The sequence below is a fragment of the Achromobacter sp. DH1f genome (assembly GCF_000633435.1).
GTDB classification, from domain to species: domain Bacteria; phylum Pseudomonadota; class Gammaproteobacteria; order Burkholderiales; family Burkholderiaceae_B; genus Achromobacter; species Achromobacter deleyi.
Genome location: NZ_AYMF01000023.1, coordinates 15833 through 34655, shown reverse-complemented (window position 1 = coordinate 34655; position 18823 = coordinate 15833). Strand labels below are relative to the sequence as shown.

14 protein-coding genes are annotated in these 18823 nt (G+C 67.7%); 1 reads left to right on the top strand and 13 read right to left on the bottom strand.

Annotated features, from left to right (window positions below):
- Positions 1–12: 12 nt before the first annotated feature.
- The 7 genes from U858_RS0118195 to ydiK all read right to left on the bottom strand — a co-directional run bounded on the left by U858_RS0118195 (position 13) and on the right by ydiK (position 11922).
- The gene (locus U858_RS0118195; protein WP_025138582.1) at positions 13–2601 is read right to left on the bottom strand and encodes a circularly permuted type 2 ATP-grasp protein; all 2589 of its coding nucleotides are present in this window, start codon (positions 2599–2601) and stop codon (positions 13–15) included.
- 28 nt (positions 2602–2629) lie between these two features.
- Entirely contained in the window at positions 2630–6034 is a 3405-nt protein-coding gene (locus U858_RS0118190) for a DUF2126 domain-containing protein (protein WP_025138581.1), read from the bottom strand.
- Between the two features lie 123 nt (positions 6035–6157).
- Positions 6158–6964, bottom strand: a complete 807-nt coding sequence (locus U858_RS0118185; RefSeq protein WP_025138580.1) for a transglutaminase family protein — start codon at positions 6962–6964, stop codon at positions 6158–6160.
- A gap of 279 nt (positions 6965–7243) precedes the next feature.
- Positions 7244–8401 carry an LD-carboxypeptidase gene (locus U858_RS0118180; RefSeq protein WP_025138579.1) on the bottom strand — a complete coding sequence of 386 codons (1158 nt, stop codon included), beginning with the start codon at positions 8399–8401 and terminating at the stop codon, positions 7244–7246.
- Positions 8402–8583: 182 nt separating this feature from the next.
- Positions 8584–9309, bottom strand: a complete 726-nt coding sequence (locus tag U858_RS0118175; protein WP_025138578.1) for an RNA pseudouridine synthase — start codon at positions 9307–9309, stop codon at positions 8584–8586.
- Positions 9310–9534: 225 nt separating this feature from the next.
- On the bottom strand, positions 9535–10713 hold the full coding sequence (locus U858_RS0118170; protein WP_025138577.1) for a cystathionine beta-lyase: 1179 nt from the start codon (positions 10711–10713) through the stop codon (positions 9535–9537).
- 102 nt (positions 10714–10815) lie between these two features.
- On the bottom strand, positions 10816–11922 hold the full coding sequence (gene ydiK / locus U858_RS0118165) for an AI-2E family transporter YdiK (protein ID WP_025138576.1): 1107 nt from the start codon (positions 11920–11922) through the stop codon (positions 10816–10818).
- A 461-nt stretch (positions 11923–12383) separates the two neighbouring features.
- On the opposite strand from ydiK, the gene U858_RS0118160 reads away from it, so the two are divergent.
- Positions 12384–12596 (top strand): hypothetical protein, encoded by a 213-nt coding sequence (locus tag U858_RS0118160; RefSeq protein WP_025138575.1) that lies wholly within the window; start codon positions 12384–12386, stop codon positions 12594–12596.
- Positions 12597–12690: 94 nt separating this feature from the next.
- Here U858_RS0118160 and U858_RS0118155 read toward each other — a convergent pair whose 3' ends face one another.
- The 6 genes from U858_RS0118155 to U858_RS0118130 form a co-directional block, all read right to left on the bottom strand.
- Entirely contained in the window at positions 12691–13932 is a 1242-nt protein-coding gene (locus tag U858_RS0118155; RefSeq protein WP_157838822.1) for a hypothetical protein, read from the bottom strand.
- 18 nt (positions 13933–13950) lie between these two features.
- Positions 13951–14418: a hypothetical protein gene (locus U858_RS0118150; RefSeq protein ID WP_157838821.1), complete on the bottom strand. Its 468-nt coding sequence runs from the start codon at positions 14416–14418 to the stop codon at positions 13951–13953.
- 167 nt (positions 14419–14585) lie between these two features.
- Positions 14586–15272 carry an AroM family protein gene (locus U858_RS0118145; protein ID WP_025138572.1) on the bottom strand — a complete coding sequence of 229 codons (687 nt, stop codon included), beginning with the start codon at positions 15270–15272 and terminating at the stop codon, positions 14586–14588.
- A gap of 29 nt (positions 15273–15301) precedes the next feature.
- The gene (locus tag U858_RS0118140; protein WP_025138571.1) at positions 15302–16243 is read right to left on the bottom strand and encodes a DUF1177 domain-containing protein; all 942 of its coding nucleotides are present in this window, start codon (positions 16241–16243) and stop codon (positions 15302–15304) included.
- 39 nt (positions 16244–16282) lie between these two features.
- Positions 16283–17902, bottom strand: a complete 1620-nt coding sequence (locus U858_RS0118135) for an OPT/YSL family transporter (RefSeq protein ID WP_025138570.1) — start codon at positions 17900–17902, stop codon at positions 16283–16285.
- 5 nt (positions 17903–17907) lie between these two features.
- Positions 17908–18684: an IclR family transcriptional regulator gene (locus U858_RS0118130; RefSeq protein ID WP_025138569.1), complete on the bottom strand. Its 777-nt coding sequence runs from the start codon at positions 18682–18684 to the stop codon at positions 17908–17910.
- Between the last annotated feature and the right edge of the window lie 139 nt (positions 18685–18823).

Sequence of the window (18823 nt, the reverse complement as noted above, 5' to 3'; positions counted from 1 at the left end):
GCAACATCGCGGTCACGCCGTCAGCGTCTGGTCGCGGACGGACACATGGCTGAAATAGCGGCGGCTGATGTCGTTGGACAAGGCGCTGGCGGCGGCATCGAGCTGCGCGGCCAGGTCCAGCAAGGCCTGGTAGCGGCCCTGGCCGTCGCGTTCGCACAAGGCCGCAAGCGCCGTGCCTGCCGCGCCGCCCTCGGCCAGCACGGGCAACAGGTCGGCCAGCGCCGCGCCGGGGCCGTCGGCCGCCCCCGGCAGGCGCGCCAGTTCCTTGCGCAGCACGCCCAGCACACAGGCGATGGACCGCGGGTTGGCCGGTTCCAGCACCAGCAGGTTCAGCAAGGCGGGAATTTCCTGGCGGCCCGGGTAGTGGGCGCGATAGGTAATGGTGCTGTCGAACAGGTCCAGCAGCAGGCCAAAGGCGCTGTCGCCCAGCACCGCGTTGCGCCGGAACAGCGCGCTGAGCAGATTGGCCATCGCGCACAGGCGTTCCAGCTGGCGGCCCAGGGTCAAGAGGCGCCAGCCATCGTCGCGCGTCATGCGGTCGGTCTGCGACCCCGTGATGGCCGACAGCTGCGTGCCCAGGCGTTTCAGGGCCGCCACCACGTCGGGCGCGGACACCGCGAAGCCTTCGTCCGCCAGGGCCGCCTGCGGGTCGACCGCCAGGCCTTCCAGGCAGCCGGCGGCCGTGACCACCAGGCGCCAGTGGTCGGGCGACAGGCGGTCGCGGATCTGGCCCGCGGCAAACGACAGCGCGGCCAGGTTGCGCGCCAGCCCGCCGCCATCGGCGGCCAGCTCGGCCACCAGGGTGTGTTCGAACATGCGCACCGACAAGGTGGGTGCCAGCGGCATCAGGCCGCTGCGCCGGCACAGCGTGGACACGGCCTCGAACAGGTCGCGGGCGTTGTCGTCGTCGCTGTTCAGCCAGGTCAGCGTCACCTGCGCCAGGCGCACGTCGTTTTCGGCGCGCTCGGTGTAGCGCCCCATCCAGAACAGGTTTTCGGCCGCGCGGCTGGATACCGGCCGGTGGCTGTGGGCCAGGTCTTCGGGCCGTAGCTTGGCCGGCAGCATCGAAAACGTATCGACCGCCCCGCGGGTGGTGACCCACGTATCCATGCTGCTGCCGCCGCGCTGCATCGACACGATCTGCTGCTCGCGGCTGGCGATGCGGGTCAGGCCGCCCGGCAGCATGTGCCACCCCCCCGCCCCGTCGGCAATGGCAAAGACCCGCAGCATGGCCGCGCGTGGCACGATGTGGCCCGCCGCCCAGGTCGGCGCCTGCGACAGCGGCAGGTACTGCTGGATGGTGTAGGCGTCCGGCTGCTCGGCAATGCGGGTCCGCAGCGCGTCGCGCTCGGCCGGCGACACCGCGCCACCGATCACCGGCTCGAAGCCGCCGCGAGCATGCCCCGGGTACGTGGCCTTGACCACCGCCCCCGGCAGGTCGGCCAGCACCTGTTCGCGCGCCGCGGCCTCGCCGCACCACCACGACGGCAGCGACGGCAAGAGCAGGTCCTGCCCCAGCAGCCGGCGGCTGATGGCGGGCAGAAAGCCATTGATGGCCGGTGATTCCAGGAAACTCGTGCCCAGTGAATTGGCCACCAGCACGTTGCCGGCGCGCATCACCTGCAGCAGCCCGGGCACGCCCAGCGTAGAGTCGGACCGCAGCTCCAGCGGGTCGCAGAAATCGTCGTCAAGCCGCCGCAGCACCGCGTGCACCCGTTCCAGCCCGTGCAGCGTTTTCAGGAACAGCAGGTTGTCGCGCACCACCAGGTCGCTGCCTTCCACCAGGGTCACGCCCAGGTAGCGCGCCAGGTAGGTCTGCTCGAAATAGGTTTCGTTGTAGGGGCCGGGGGTCAGCAGCACGATGCGGGCGGTGCCGGGGGCCGCCGCCGGGCTCAGGCGGTACAGCATGTCCATCAGCCGGCGGTAGCTGCTGGCCAGGTGCTGCACGCGCAGTTCCTTGAAGGCCTCGGGAAACAGGCCCGACACGGTTAGGCGATTTTCCAGCAGGTAGCCCAGCCCGGACGGCGCCTGGGTGCGCTGCGACACCACCCGCCAACCGCCGTCGCTGGCCCGCGCCAGGTCGAACGCGGCAATGTGCAGGTAGGTGCCGCCCGGCGGCAGGTACCCGCGCAGCGGCCGCAGGTAGCCGGGATGGCCCTGCACCAGGGCCGGAGGCAGCAGGTTTTCGCGCAGCAGTTCCTGCGTGCCGTAGACGTCGGCCAGCACCCGGTTGAGCAGCGCCGCGCGCTGCGAGAGGCCCTGCTCGATCGTGGCCCAGTCCTGGTCGTCGATGATGAACGGCAGCAGGTCCAGCGACCACGGCCGGGTCGGGCCGTTGGCGTCGGCGTAGATGTTGTAGGTGATGCCGTTTTCGCGGATCTGCCGGGCCACGCCGTCGGCGCGGCGGTCCAGGTCGGCAAAGCCGTCGGTGCCCAGCAGTTCGAAGAACCGGGGCCAGGGGTCGCGCAACCGGGTGGCGCCGGGCGCGTCGGCCGGCGCCCGCAGTTCGTCATAGTGCCCCGGCCGGGCGGCCAGGGCGGCGTGGACTGCCAGCGAGACCGCGTCCTGGGACGGGTCCGTCTGGAAGAGAAATTGCGGCATGCGCGTCGAAATCGGGTGACCAGAGGCGTCAATCGTGCCTTAAATCCAACGAGAACGGAAATTCCCGGCTGGGTCGGGCCGGCTCGGGGTCCAGCCGGCCCGCCGTATGGCCGATTCTTTCGAAACGGGCCAGGCGGCGGCTTTCGGCTTCGTAGGCATTGACCGGGAAGCTCTCGGGGTTCAGCCCGCCCGGATGCGCCACGTGGTAGCGGCAGCCGCCCAGCGACCGCTGGTTCCAGGTGTCGACGATGTCGAAGGTCAGCGGCGCGTGCACGCGGATGGTCGGATGCAGCGCCGACGGCGGCGACCAGGCCTTGTAGCGCACCCCGGCCACGTACTCGCCCACCGTGCCGGTCGGCTGCAACGGCAGCGTGCGACCATTGACGGTGACCACGTGGCGGCTGCCGTTCAGCCCGGTCACCCGGACTTCCAGCCGTTCCAGTGACGAATCCACATAGCGCACCGCGCCCGCCGACGAGCTTTCTTCGCCCATCACATGCCAGGGTTCCAGCGCGCCGCGCAGTTCCAGGTGGATGCCGCGCGCGGCCACGTCGCCGAACAGCGGAAAGCGGAACTCGAAATGCGGCGCGAACCAGGCCGCGTCAAAGGCATAGCCGGCCTCGTTCAGATCGGCCATCACATCGGCGAAATCCATCTTCACGAAAGCCGGCAAGAGGAAGCGGTCGTGCAGTTCGGTGCCCCAGCGGGTCAACCCGGCGGTATAGGGGGTTTTCCAGAAATGGGCCACCAGCCCGCGCAGCAGCAACTGCTGCGCCAGGCTCATGCGGGCGTGGGGCGGCATTTCGAAGGCGCGCAGCTCCAACAGGCCCAGCCGGCCCGTGGGGCCGTCGGGCGAATAGAGCTTGTCGATGCAGAATTCAGACCGATGGGTGTTGCCCGTCACGTCCACCAGAATGTTGCGCAGCGCCCGGTCCACCATCCAGGGCGGCACCTGGGCGCCCTGCTCCCGGCAGCGCTTGTGGATTTCCTGGAAGGCCAGTTCCAGCTCGTAGACCTGATCGTTGCGGGCCTCGTCGATGCGCGGCGCCTGGCTGGTCGGGCCGATGAACAGCCCCGAAAACAGGTACGACAAGGACGGATGGTTGACCCAGTACGCCAACAGGCTGGCCAGCACGTCGGGGCGGCGCAGGAACGGGCTGTCGGCCGGCGTCTTGCCGCCCAGCACGAAATGGTTGCCGCCCCCGGTGCCGGTATGGCGGCCGTCGGCCATGAACTTCTCGGTCGACAGGCGCGTCTCGAACGCCGCCTGGTAGAGGAATTCGGTATGGTCCACCAGTTCGGTCCAGTTGGACGCCGGGTGGATGTTGACCTCGATCACGCCGGGGTCGGGGGTGACCTGCAGCACCTTCAAGCGCGGATCGCGCGGGGGCGGATAGCCTTCCATCACGATCTTCACCGACAGGTCGCGGGCGGTGGCCTCCACCTGCATCACCAGGTCCAGGTAGTCCTCCAGGCGCTGCAAGGGCGGCATGAAGATGTACAGCACCCCGGCGCGGGCCTCGACGCACAGCGCCGTGCGGGTGACCCAGGCGGCGGACTCGAACTTGTCGGGGCTGCGGCCGGCGTTGCCGTTCGGGTCAGTGCCCGTGGCCGGGCTGGCATCGCCTGCCTGGCCCGTGGCCGCCTGTCCGTTCCCGCGCGGACCGTTGCCCTGGCCGGCGTCCCTGCCCGCCGCCCCTCCGGTCCACGGCTGCATCCGCAGCGGCGCCGCGGCCGGCAACGCCCGCCGCGCCTCGAACGGATCGCGCTCCAGCAGCACCGGCGCATCGGCCTCGGCCACCCAGGGCAGCGAATCCAGCGGCAGCCGGTAGCCCATGGGCGAATCCCCCGGGAACAGATACATGCGTTCATCGCGCAGGAACCAGGGGCCGGACACCCAGGTTGGTCCGTCCAGATCCGGCCCGTCGCCCCGGCGCACCGGCAGCGCATAGCCCGTCACGCTGTCCAGCCTGGCCTCGAACACGCGGCGCAGGCGCGCGCGTTCCATCTCGTCGTCCAGCCGCGAATCGAATGGGTCGACGTTGACCGGCAGGCGGCGCTCGCGCCACAGGTAATAGAAGACGTCCTCGTAGCCCGGCACGATGTATTCATCACCCAGCCCCAGCCGCGCGCACAGCGCGCCCATGAAGCGGCGCGCGTCGGCGGCACCGTAGCGGCTGCGTTCGCGTTCGTCGGCGAACAGCGCCGGGTCCTGCCAGCAGGCCTGGCCGTCTTCGCGCCAGTAGATCGACAGCGCCCAGCGCGGCAGTTGTTCGCCCGGATACCACTTGCCCTGGCCGAAGTGCAGAAAGCCGTTGGCGCCGTAGCGTTCGCGCAGCCGGTTCAACAGTGCCACGGCATAGCCGCGCTTGGTCGGCCCCAGCGCCGCGGTGTTCCATTCGGCGCCTTCGCGGTCCTCGACCGACACAAAGGTCGGCTCGCCGCCCATGGTCAGGCGCACGTCCATCTGGTCCAGCCGGTCGTCGATGCGCAGGCCCAGGTCGCGGATCGCCTGCCACTGGTCATCGGAATACGGCTGGGTCACGCGCGGCGATTCGAAGATGCGCGTCACTTCCATGGTGTGGGTGAATTCGACCTCGGCCTCGTCCACCGCGCCCGTCACCGGCGCCGCACTGCCGGGCTCGGGCGTGGCGGCCAGGGGAATGTGCCCTTCGCCCGCCAACAGGCCCGAGGTCGGGTCCAGCCCGATCCAGCCCGCGCCGGGCAGGTAGACCTCGCACCAGGCGTGCAGGTCGGTGAAGTCGCTTTCCGCGCCGCCGGGGCCGTCCAGCGCCTTCACGTCGGGTTTGAGCTGGATCAGGTAGCCCGACACGAAACGCGCCGCCAGGCCCAGGTGGCGCAGCGCCTGCACCAGCAGCCAGGCCGAATCGCGGCACGAGCCGGCGTTGCGGGTCAGCGTCACCTCGGGCGTCTGCACGCCCGGCTCCATGCGGATCAAGTACTTGATTTCCTGGTGAATCTGGCGGTTCAGGCCCACCAGGAAATCCACGGTGCGCTGATGCCGCACGTCCACCCGTTCCAGAAAATCGACAAAGCGCGGCGTGGCCTCGTCACGCACCCGGTACGGCGCCAGTTCGCGGGCCAGCCCGTCGTCGTAGTCAAACGGGTATTCCTCGGCGCCCGGTTCCAGGAAGAAATCGAACGGGTTGTACACCGCCATTTCGGCGACCAGGTCCACCGTGATCTTGAATTCGCGGGTCTTGTCGGGAAAATTCAGCCGCGCCAGGTAGTTGGCAAAGGGGTCCTGCTGCCAATTGATGAAGTGGTTTTCCGGTTCGACCTTCAGCGAATACGACAGGATCGGGGTGCGGCTATGCGGCGCCGGCCGCAGCCGCAACACCTGGGCGGACAGCCCCACCAGCCGGTCGTATCGGTACTGCGTCACATGCTTGAGCGCTACGTGGATCGTCACTGCCTTCTCCGAAGACCGGGCCTGGGGCCGGGATACTGAAACGCGCCTGGCCGGTGATCGGTCGCCCGGCCAGGCGCGGATTGAATGCCGCAAAAAATGGGGAAAGCGGGAAATCGCGTGCGTTCAGGCGCCGGCTTGCATCGTCACGGAAATCTGGGTGGACATGTCCGCGCCCTGCCCGTGCAGCCAGCGCACCGGCGAGGCCGAATCATGGTCGCGCGCCACCGCCAGCCGGCAGTGCCGGTCCGACGCAAAGCGGCGGTGGGTCACGTCCACGCTGACCCAGCCCGGCTCGGGCAGCCAGATGTCGGCCCAGGCATGGGCCACGGCCTGGTCTTCCTGGGTGTAGAGGTAGCCGCTGACATAGCGCGCGGGGGTGCCGCAGGCCCGGGCGCAGGCCAGGAACAGATGGGCCTGGTCGCGGCTGCCGCCTCGTCCCAGCGCCAGCACCTGGGCGGCGCCCGAAGGCTCGCCCCCCGCCGTCTCGTCCTCGGGGGCGTACACCACCCGGTCGCAGATGGCTTCGGCCAGCGACAACGCATCTTCAGGGGTGGACAGGCCGCGCGGCAACACCCGGCCCGAGAAGCCGCGCACGGCGTCGTCGCCGTGGGTCAGCGCGGTGGGCACGCAGTACACGTGCACGGGCAGCCGGTGGTCTTCCTGACCGACGTGGCCCTGGGCCCGCGGTTCGATCTCGACCTGGCCGGTGACCTGGATCTCGACCTCGCGGTGGCGCCGGTTCAGGATCAGGGTGTGCGCCACGTTGCCGTAGGCGTCGACCTGGGCCTGGATGTCGCCGGGCGCCTGGATGTGCCAGCGCAAGGCGCGCTGATGGTCGTCGAGCCGGGGCGTCAGCCGCAGGGTCTGGATGCTGTAGCTGACCGGCGCGGCATAGCGGTAACGGGTAACGTGCTTGACGAGATGCCTCACGAACGTCTCCTTTGCAAGATCACGCCGGCCCTGCCTGTCTTGGGCAGCTGCCGGCTTTGCGCTTATCTTGATGACCGTCTGTGACGTTACTGCTAGCAACTAGCGTGCCAAGCCCTGGCGGGATGCGCAGGTTGCGCCGTACGGAGGGAAATGCCGCCGCGGCAAACGCGGTGCGAATGAAAATAATGCCACGGCAAGGGGGTTGGCACCAAGCCGGTGCCGCCGCGACGCGCCATCGCGGGTCAACCCTTGGCGGCTGACCCGGCCATACCGGTGCGCCTACACCGCCACCGGCTGCTCCAGCCGCAGCCCGCGGCGCTGGGTATCCAGCGTCACCAGCGCCCCCAGGGGCAGCGTCAGGTTGGGATCGCCATGGCCGCTGGGCCAGGCCGCCAGCACGGGGATGCCGCGCGCCTGGAATTGTTCCTGCAACAGCGGAAATAGCTGAAACTGCCCCGCCGCATCGCCGCCCGGCAGCCCCAGGCGAGTGAAATTGCCCACCAGCACGCCCTTGATGCGGTCGAATTTACCGGCCGCGCGTAATTGCGACAGCAGGCGGTCGATGCGCGGCAGCGCCTCGTTGACGTCTTCGATGAACAGAATCGCGTCGCGCGTGGCGATCTCGTGGCGCGAGCCGATGGTCGCGGCGATCAGCGCCAGGTTGCCGCCCACCAGGCGGCCCGTGGCCACACCGGGCGCCAGCACCACCGGGTTCGATTCCGGAGGCGCATCGATCCAGGCGCCCTGCCCGATCTGCCCGCCCACCATGGCCAGCACGTGGCTGGCGGTGGGTTCGGCTTTGCCGGCGAGCAAGTCCTGCGCCAGCATCGGCCCGTGAAAGGTCACGAAACCGGCCTGTTTCTGGATGGCCAGGTGCAGCGCGGTGATGTCGCTATAGCCGATGAAGGGCTTGGGGTGCTTGCGCAGCAGGCCGAAATCCAGCTTGTCGGCAATGCGCCACGAACCGAAACCGCCTTGCAGGCACCACACCGCGCCAATCGCCGGGTCGGCAAACGCCGCGTGCAGGTCATTGAGCCGGGCGGCATCGTCGCCGGCCAGGTACTCGAACGGTGCGTCGCTGCGGGTCAGCGCCGCGGGCATGATCTGGGCTTCGAAGCCCCGGGCCTGCAACCAGTCGGCTGCTTCGAACGCCGCGCCATCGGCGGCCGACGCGGGCGCCACGATGGCCACGCGGCCGCCGGGCCGCAAGGCCGGTACCGGGCCGTCACGCCGGGGAGCGGCGTTGGACAGGGATTGGCCCGTTTGGCTGGCCGACAAGTCGCCGGGTGCGGTCTGCTCGCCTTCGTCGCGGCCCGGCGAACGGGTGGCGCAGCCCGCCAGCGCCAGGCCCGACAAGCCCATGGCGCCCACCGCGCGCAACACGCTGCGGCGGTGCGGGTTGAAAGCGGGCGACGAACGGCCGGGCGAGCGGGGCATGCAGCGTCCTTTTAAATTCTATTTATTCTTATTTATCAATTACTTAAACAATAAACTTAATGCAAACACTAAGTTATTCCAGAATCCACTTGAAGCTATTCGAGAAACCACATGAAGTCATTCGAGAATTCACGTGAAGTTATCCGAGAATTCACTTGAAGTCTTTCGAGGCCTGGAAGGGCCTAGAACCGCTCGTATTCCAACCGATAACGCCACTGCCCCACCGCCAGCCCCGCCATCGGCAGGCGGCCAATACGCAAGCGACGCAGCCCCAGCAATTGCAGCCCGGCGGTGTCGCAGACGTATTCGATGAACCCCAGCGCCGGCGTCTTCAGCGCAAAGCGCAGGTGGGTTTCGTTCTGCCAGCTGACCTTCATCGGCGTGGCGGGCCGGCCCTCGTAGGCCAGGCCGCGTTGCAGGCGCGCCAAGCCGGCCGCGTCCAGCGTGCCGCGCACCTGGGCGATGTATTCCTGTTCGACGTGCCGGCCCTCTTCGATCAGCTTGCGCGACACCGCGTATTCCTGCGTGTACACCACCAGCCCGCTGGCTGCGCGCTCGAGCGGCGTCGCCAGCTTCAGGCCGTTGAACATGCGCTTCAGATAACGCAGGCCCGAGCGGTCGCCCGGCATCAGGTTGGCGGGCACGATCAAGTCCAGTGCGGATTCCTGCGGGTCGGATGCCGACAGGCCCGCCGGCTTGTGCACCAGCACGCTCACCGGCCGCATGTCTTCCAGCTTGGCGCCGGCCAGCAAACTCACCGTCTGGTTGGCGCCGACGCGAAAGCCCGGTTCTTCCACCACCTTGCCATCCACGGCCACCCAGCCGCCTTCGATATAGCGTTCGGCGTCGCCGCGCGAGCACGATTGTTCGGTGGCCAGCCGCTTGGCCAGGCGGACGCTCTCGCTCATGGCCGGCCTCCCGAGTGCGTGAGGGTCACGAAGGCAAGGCGGGAAAGCGCGGGACGGGGCGTAGAGGAATTCAGCGGAAACATCGTCATCTTGGACACTGCGGAAAAGGCGAAACGGGGGCGTTGATGCAGACCTGAATCACGCAAGCCGTGCATTCACGGCGGCCCCAAGGCCAGAATGTTACGCGCTTTCCCCTGGCCGCGCGGCCCGTACGCAGAACCCGCCTCAAGCCAACGCCGACAGCGCCTGCTCCAGGTCCGCGATCAGCAGTGGCGCCGGTTCCAGCCCCACGTTCAGCCGCACCAGCCGGTCGCCATACGGCCGCACCGTGCGCCGCAGCTTGAAGTACGGCGCAACCAGGCTGGTCACGCCGCCCCAGCTGTAGCCGATCTTGAACAGCCGCAAGCGGTCCACGAAGGCCTCGATCTGCGCGCGGCTCGGCTGCGGCCCCAGCACGATCGAAAACACGCTGGCCGACCCGGTAAAGTCGCGCCGCCAGATCTCGTGGCCGGGGCAGGATGGCAGCGCCGGATGCAGCACCGTCTGCACCTCGGGCCTTGCGGCCAGCCATTGGGCGACCTCGAGCGTGCTGCGTTCCAGCTGGTCCAGCCGCACCGCCAGCGTCTGCAGGCCGCGCAGCGCCAGGCTGCAATCGTCCGGCGACGCCGCCATGCCCAGGAAATTGCGGGCTTCGCCCAGCGCCCGGTAATGCGCCTCGTCGCGGCAGGTCACCGACCCCAGCAATAGGTCGCTATGGCCGCCGATGTACTTGGTCAGCGCCTGCATCGTCACGTCCACGCCGTGCGCGAAGGCGTCGAACAGCACGCCCGCCGCATAGGTGTTGTCCAGCGCCACCACGGCGCCCGCCCGGTGCGCGGCCGCCGCAATCGCCGGCACGTCCTGGATTTCCATCGTGGCCGAGCCGGGGCTTTCGCACCAGACCAGCCGGGTATTGGGCCGGATCAGCGCCGCGATGCCCGCGCCGATCATCGGGTCGTAGGTTTCCACCTCGACACCCAGGCGTTGCATCAGGCCGCCGGCCAGCCCCTGGTTGGGGCCATAGGCCGTCTCGGGCAGCAAGGCGTGGTCGCCCGCGCCGCAGAACGCCAGGTAGATCAAGGCGATGGCCGCCTGCCCGCCCGGCGTGATGAAGCAGTGGCGGCCCTGTTCGATGCGGGCGATGCGCGCCCCCAGTTCCAGCACCGTTGGCGTGCCGTGCAAGCCATAGGTATAGGGGGACTTTTCGGCATCCCAATCGTCGCGCAGATCGGCGGCGCGCTCGAACAGCGTGGTCGAACCGCGGCTGGTCGGGGTGACCAGCGACCGGAATCCCTCGGGCGCCAAGGGCGCGGGGTCCACCACGGCGCTGCGCCAATCGAAGGGTTGCGAGGGGTCGGGCGTCACGGGCGGCTCCTGGTGGCGGGGTTGTCGTCTATGCCAAGGATAAGCCGCCCGCGCCGATAAGAATTGCACCAGCTTGCGGTGGCGCGGGGCCCAGGCCCGCGCTCAGAGCTCGGTCGGATGCTTCAGCGTGGCCGGCGCGTCCGCGTCGGGCGGCGGCACTTCGTCGACCCAGGCCTTGAGCAGTGTCGACGTCACGGCCAGGATCACCGGGCCGATGAACAGCCCCACGATGCCGAACGCGAACATGCCGCCCAGCACCCCGGCCAGGATCAGCAGCATCGACAGGTTCACGCCGCGCTTGATCAGCATGGGACGAAGCAGGTTGTCCAGCATCGTCACCAGCACGGCCCACACCAGCAGCATCACGGCTGCCAGCTTCATCTCGTTCTGGAACAGCCACACCACCCCGCCCAGCAACGGCAGGAAAGGCCCCAGCTGCGCCAGGCACAACATCAGCATCAGGGCCGTGATGATGCCGGCGGCCGGCACCCCGGCAATCCACAAGCCCAGTCCGCCCAGCGCCGACTGCACCACGGCGGTCACCACGATGCCCAGCGCCACCGCGCGGATCGACAGGCCCGCCAGGCGCACGGCCGCCACCCCCCGGTGCCCCGCCAGCCGGTTGGCGAAACGCTGCACGAAATTGGCCGCCACGTCGCCCTGGAAATACAGGATGCCCGCGATGACGATGGTGATGAGCATGTGCATGACGAACACGCCCACGATGGCCGCGTTGCTGAGCAGCCACTTGGCCGCCAGGGTCACGTAGGGTTCCAGCCGCGCCAGCAGGCCGCCCGCGCCGGCATCGGCCAGCGCCTGCCATTCCTGCGCGATACGCGGCCCGCCCAGCGGCACGCTGCGCACCCACCCCGGCGGCGCCATCAGGGCGTAGTCGGGCAGGCTCTTGATGGCGGTCATGATGGCGCCGCCGTGCAGCGCCAGGGTGGAAATCGCCTGGTACAGCGGCAGCACGATCACCACCAGCAGCACCACCAGCATCGCCAGCGTGGCCAGCCAGCGCCGCCCGCCGCAGCGCCGCTGGATCGCCAGCATCACCGGCCAGGTCGCCACCACGATGGTGGTGGCCCAGATCAGTCCGAACAGGAACGGTTTCAGTACATACAGGCTGCCGATCATCAGGGCCAGCAGGATGACGATGACCAGCAGGTTACGGGGCAGATCAGAGGTCGGGCGCGGGATCGGGTTCAAGCGGTGCTCCAGGCGGATGGGCCCAAGGTGCCTTGGGCGTGTACGAATTTATCCGAAATAGCCGTGGACGAGTCACCTGGGCGGGAGGAAAATGGCTCGGACAAGCCCGTCCCGCCGCCCCTCGCCCCGCCCCGGGCACGGCAATTGCTGCGGGCTTGCCCAACAAGCTGTTCCCTCCCAACACAAGACATGCTGAAGATCGCCTGTCGCCCGACGTGCCTGGCCCGCCTCCAGGATGCGCCGCGATAGCCCGCGCGCCGGCTGGTCCCGGCGCCCCGCCAGGCGATGGTGATGTGCCTGCCCTCGTTTCTGCCTGCCCGCCGGACGGCCCGCTTGCGGCTCCGGTCGGACAGGCATCATCGCGCCCGCATCCGGCGCGCATGTGGCACGCCGGAGTGGATGCAGGCGGAACCGGCCTGGCCGGCCCGTTTTTCCGGCAAGCGTCTTTGTGGAGGTTTGCAATGAAACTCTTGACCACGACCGGCATTGCGCTGGCTTTCCTGCTTGCGGGCTGCACCATGTCTGGCGGCAGCTCGCCAGGCAGCAACCGTTCGGGCAGCGGCATGTCGGGCAGCAGCACGTCCAGCATGCGCACCGACCCCGCCAACTACCATGCCGACAACTTCGGCGAGCCCGACAACACGCCGTTCCAGGGCGTCTACCCGGGACGCTGAGGCGCAGCGGCATTCATGGGGTGCCCCCCTTCCCGCGTTTACCGGGGGGGCACGCCATGCCTGGCTTCGGTCTGGCCTGTCCCCCCTTGCCGGGTCAAAGCTTGGGAGACTCCGGATCAAAGCGCTGGTTGACGCCTGCATTGGTGCGCTTGGCCGACCCCTGCGTGTCATCCAGCACGGAATCCACCGTGGCGCCCGGCTTGGCAAGCGCGTTATTGGCGATCGCATGAAAACGCGGGCCGTGGCCGGAAGGCATCGGACTCTTCAATGAATGCAGGTAATCACGCGCCGTGGTCAGGGCCATCATGGTTGAATCGCCCAACTGCCGGGCGAAATGACGTGTCAATGAACGCACATCGGATGACACCATCGTGAGGTTCAGCTTTTCCCTCATGGACGGCAGCAGGTCGGTCAATTGGGTCAGCGCTTTGCGACCCGCCATTTCAATGCTCGCGCTGACTTGTTTGTTCATCACGTTGTAGAGCGCGCGCACTTCCTTGCCACTGGGGTCCTTTCCGCCCGCAAGGCTGTCCTTGATGCCGGCCAGCAGCGATTCGGCTTTGTCCAACGCGGCATGGATGAGGTCGGCGTCCTGCGCCATCTGTGGCGAACGCCCCAGCTCGTTGGCGAAATTGCGGCAGGCCTGCAGAACGCGATCGGCCAGTCTTGCTCCTGCCTCCTTGTCGCTCATGCCGGCCTCGCGCAATGGCGCAGCCAGCTTGCTGCCCAGCGCCCGCACCGCTGCGTTCACATCAGGGTCGTCAGAGAGACCTTTGTTGATATGGTCCATCACCGCCTGGCCCAGCGGAGTCAGTTCGCCCTGTTCGTCGAGGGCGCCAAGGGATTGCAACCACCCCGGCAATGCCGCGTCTGTGACATCGCGCAATCCTTCCACCGTGCTGCGCGGCCCGGTGATCGGTCCCTCCCCCACATCAGTCCGGGTCCGCAGCCGATGCGTGGATTGTGCCAAGTCCGCCAGGCTGCGGGACGCCTGGCCGCGCGCATCGGCCTGGCTGACCGGCCCGTCATAGACGATAGGAAGCGTCGTCTTCGGAGACTTGATGGACAGGACGCCCGGCGGTAACTGGATGAATTCCGGGCCGTGATTCTGGGTATATGCGCGCTTCTGGACATACACCCCCGACTTCAGCCGGAAAGACGCTCCCCGGTACCCGTCGGCGCCCCGCATCTGGAACGTATTTTTCAGGGATAGCTTGCGGGTAATCTCGCTGGATAGTTTGTTCGCATTCTTGAAACTCTTGACCCCGGATCCCTTGGTGGCGACATCAGCCACTTGCTTCCAGGCAGTCCCTTTGGTCAGCAGGGAATTGATCATGTACATGGCTGCTACCCCCTATGCCCGCAACATCTGGGTGCCCAGCGGCACCGGACCATCGGGCAGCGGCTCGATGGGGGCTTCGCGCAGTGCCACCAGTTGCTGCTCCAGCTGGGCTGCGGCAGCCGCCAGCGTCGCCATGCGTTCGGCCAGCACGCCGGGGCGCACCTCGTCCAGCGCGGCCGACCACGCCACCACCGCCCGCTCGAACACCGGGTGCAAACCGATAGCCACGCCGATATCGGCCATGGCGCTTGTGCTCACCGTGGCGATCAGGCGCAACTGCGCGGGCGTCAATAACGCTTCATCACGATTCACCGAGGCCGACACCAGCAGCCTGGCGGCGTCCGAATCGATTTCGACGGACAGATCAACGTCGTCGTCCACACGCAGCGCCACCTGACCGTCGTCCGGCCAGGACTGGCCGGTTGCCTCTTCGAATTCCTGCGCCAACAAGGCGTGAGCCGGGGTCGATTGAGTCGTCACTTTTACCTCCTGGGAGATTCGCCGCGATTGGCCGGGACATAGGCCGCACACGTGGGCGACGCGCCACGGCGGCTTCTGCTGGCTTGAGTAACCGCGCTGGCGCAAAAGTTCCGACGGCAAACGGGGAAACGATTTCGCATCGTCCCCGACGTCCGCCCCCCCTCCCCTCAGCCCAGCAATTCCGCCGTCAACCGGGCAATGATCGCGTTGGACAGAATCACCGGCAGGCCCGAGGCCTGGGCCGCCACCTGCCGGTGCCGTTCGACAAACCCCATGCAATCGAGCACCAGCACCTGGGCGCCCTGGCGCCGCAGGTCCTGCGCGGCCTGCGCCAGTGAGGCGGTTTCCTCCGCATAAGGGGATGCTGCGGCGCACAATGGCGCGTATTCCAGCGCGCGCCACTTGTGCGCCTCGGACGCCATCTGCGACGCCAAGGGCACGATCACCCCCACCTGACGCCCGCCGGCCAGCGCCGCCACGGTGGGCGACACGATGCGGTCAGGCTCGATCAGCCAGGCATCGCCGGCCGCCAGATCATCGAACGCGCCGGTGCACAGCACCAGCACGTAACGGCACCCCTGGGCCGCCAGCGCCGCCGCTTTCTGCTTCAGCACTTCAAGCATCCGGGCCTTGTCCACCACCACCGACGACCCGTCCAGCAACCGCGTGATCAGCGTGGGCTGGTCGCCCTGGGGGGCATAGCGCTGTTCGATCTCGTCTCGCGTCAGGCCGTCGAGCAATCCGACGTGCACGCACGACACGCCGGGCGGCAAGTGCTGCTCGAGAATCGGCGTGATGTCGGGCCGCGGCGCCTGCCCGATGGTGATGGTGCCCAGCTGGGCGGGGGTGGACATGGCGATGCTCCTTGCGTATCAGCGCGGTATCAGTGCTTCTGGACCTGGACGCCCTGCAGATGCGCCAGCGAGCCGTACAGTTTCTGCAGCAAGGCGAATTCTTCGCGGTCGAAGAACTGGCACTTGCCCTGGGTGAATTCCTTGGCGACTTCCACGGCGAACTTGGCCGCCGCGGCAATGTCGACCTCGTGGCTGGCGCCGGTGCCGCAGCCGGGCACCACCGTCTCTGCGGTGATGGCCACGCCCACCACCGGGGCCGAGGTGGCCACCGACGGTTGCAGGATGCTGTTCACGTGGTAGACGCCGTTGTCGTACGGCGTGATGTCCTGGATCGAGATCGGAAAGGTCGCGGCCGGGCGGCCCGTGGTCGTTTCCATGATGCGCAGCAGATCTTCCGACATCCGCAGGATGTAGCCTTGCTTCACGGTGGGCGACAGCGCAAAGCCCTTGTGATTGATGATGCGGTTGCCCTTGGTGGTGTCGATCGACAGCACGGCGTCCATCTCGTCGCTCAGTTCATGGTCGTTCATGGCCTTCATGTCCACGGGCGAATCCATGAAATCCACCGGCTGGTGCGGGCGGGTGGGCGCATCGGGGCAGATGTGCGTGCCCACGATCACGTCGCCGGCCAGCACGTCGCCCTGCGACTGCATGTGCGCCAGCTTCAGCGCGGCGGCCACCGCCGCCACGGCGCCGTCGCCGTCGGACACCAGGCCCAGGCGGCTGGGCCGTGCGCCGATGCCGCCCAGGCGGCCGACGATGCCCAGCGTGGGCGCCGAACCGCCGGCACGCTTGCCCTGGGCGCCGGGAATGACCACGCGCACGAAGTCGGTCGAGCCATTGGCGCCGCGGATCTGAGTGACGGTGACGCTGGCGTTCGGGTACGGGGCCAGCAGCCTGGCCACGGTGTCGCCGGACGCGTATGCGCTGTCCAGCGCTTCAAAGGCCTGCAAGGTTTGGGAAAGACTCACAACGGGTTCCTTTCTGGGTAAGACAACAAGAAGGGGGAATCACTTCTTGCCAAAATGCGAGGTAATGGTGGCGTTGAAGAAACTGAAGATGGCGTCGCCGGCGATGATGCCCCCGGCAAACACTTCCATATGGTTGCGGTGCTTTTCGCCGCCGACCTTCTCGATCAAGAGGCGCAGCACGATGCCGGCCGCCACGGCCCAGCCGGCCAGCGGATTGGCGATCAACAGGCCCGTGGCGAGCAGCACGCCCAGCTGGCGCTTGGGGCCGCCGATCAACTGGATGACGGCGCCGGGTATGGCCCAGATCAGCAGCATGTGGGCGATGCCCGGGGTGGCGCCCGCGTTGATGGTGGCGACATACACCTTGGCCACCGGCGGCAATTGGCCGCTCTCGAACAGCGCGCCGTAGCTGAAATACACCACCGGAATGGCAATCAAAAAGGCGATCATGGCGGCGATCAGCTGCTGCTTGCGCCCTTCCAGTTCCAGCGCCATGTCGGCGCCGTTGCCGCGCAGCATGTAGCCGGCCTTCAGGTCGTAACCCATGTCGGCAAAGGCCGGGCCGGTCGCGACCGAGAAGCCGCACAGAATCGCCAGCGCGTGCGGCGGAAAGCCGATCAACAGGCCCAGCAGCAAGGTAATGAGCGCCACGGCAAACGCCGGAAACCACCCCGAATGCATGGCCGCGATGCCCACGATCAGCTCATGCACCAAGGCGGCAAAGGCGGCATACAGAATGAAGCCCAGCAGCATCGGCACCGACATGTCGGCATACAACCCCGCCAGCAGCGAAATGCCGGCGGACAGCAGGATGTAGCCCACGCCGCCCAGCCGCAGGCTGCTGCCCACGCTGGGGCCAGTCGGGCCACTGGCCTTGGGGCCGGACTTGCTGCGCATCACCATCACCACCTGCACCAGCGCCACCAGGCCCGCGCCGATCATCATGCCGTGCGGAATGTATTGCTTGCTGATGTCGGCGCCGAACAGCGGTTCGGAATAGCCGCGCAGCAGCAAGCCGATGCCGAACATGGCCAGCGCCCAGATGTTGCCGATGAAGGCCACCCCGAACGCCGACATGGGAATCTTGAACCACGAGCCCACCGTGCCCACCACGATGCCCAGGCCCAGCAGCTTGGCCTGCGTGCCGCCCTGGTCGCCGGCCTTGATGGCTTCGGCCGCCGCCACGCCCGGCGGCCAGGCGCCCGTGGCCGGAAACACCGTGCTGCCGAACAGGCGATACAGCATGTAGGCGTCCAGCAGCATCGCCAGGCCCACGCCCAGGAACATCGGCAGCACCATGTCGGGGCGGCCCAGCAGATACGGAATGGCCAGCGGCAGCAGCAGGCTGTTGGCCGCGCCGAAGGTGGCCGAGGAAATCGCGGTCTGCGCCAGGTTCTGCGCGTGCACCGAGCGGTACGAACGCAGCAGCTGCACCGGAATGCGCGACAGGATCATCGCGACCAGCGCGCCGATGATGGAGGTATTGGGCGTGACGCCCAGCGTGACGATCAGCTGGATGCCGATCACGGCGCCGAACACGCTCAGCGCGGCCAACAGGATCAGATTGGAAAGCGATAGTGCCCTGGGATGCGACGGGGGGCCCTCGTGTGCCGAAGCGCGATGGGGCTCTACGGCGGGTTGGGGGGTGGACTTGATCATCGTGCTCACACTTGAGTGACAGGAACGGGAGAACCCCAGGCCGGATCGCAAACCAGCCGTCCCAGGGTGGAGGCTTCCGCGAGCAGCTCAGCGGCCAGCGCCTTGACGCTGGCCGCATCGGCCTGCGCCGCCGGAAAGGAAAGACACATGGCAAAGCGTTCCATCGACACCGGATCGCTCACGGCGCAACTGATGGACGCCACGCCGGGAATGGCTTCATTGATCGCCACCGCAAAACCCGATTCCCGCACGCCCTGCAGCAGGGCCTGAACGTCTTGCACGGTGCGCGGCGCGTTGTCCGAAATGAAAGGCAGCGATTTGCCCAGCCGCTTGGCGACGTCCGCATCGCTGTCGCGCGCCAGCAGCACGCGGCCGGTGGACGTGGCCCAGCTGGGCGAACGGTGGCCGGGGTGGGTGGTGACGCGCAGGGGATGGGTGCCGTGCTGCACGTGCAGCACCATGATGTCCCTGCCCTCCAGCACCGAGATGTAGCCGGTATGGCCGCTTTGGGCGCTGAGCCGTTTCAGGGCGTCCTGCATCTGCGCGGACAGTGTGGTGGTCTCGCGCACCAGCCGCGACAGTTCCAGGATGATCACGCCCGGGCCATAGGCGCGGGTGCTTTCCTCACGCTCGAGCAGCCCCAGGTCCTTCATCTGCGCCAACAGGCGCGACGCCGAGCTTTTCGGCATGGCCAGATGCTCGACCAGATCGGTCACCGTGACCTTGCGATGCAGCTGGTTGATCAGGCGAAGGATGATGGCGGCGTTTTCGAGTGAGGCCATAAAGTTCCAAAAAATGAGACTTGGTTCCAGTTAATGAGCCAATTTTACGCCTGGCCAATCCCCTGAAAACGAGGACTAACCCTAGGTTCGGGCCGCTCGCCCCGCGCCGGATCGGGCCCCTGGCACCGGAAACAGGCAA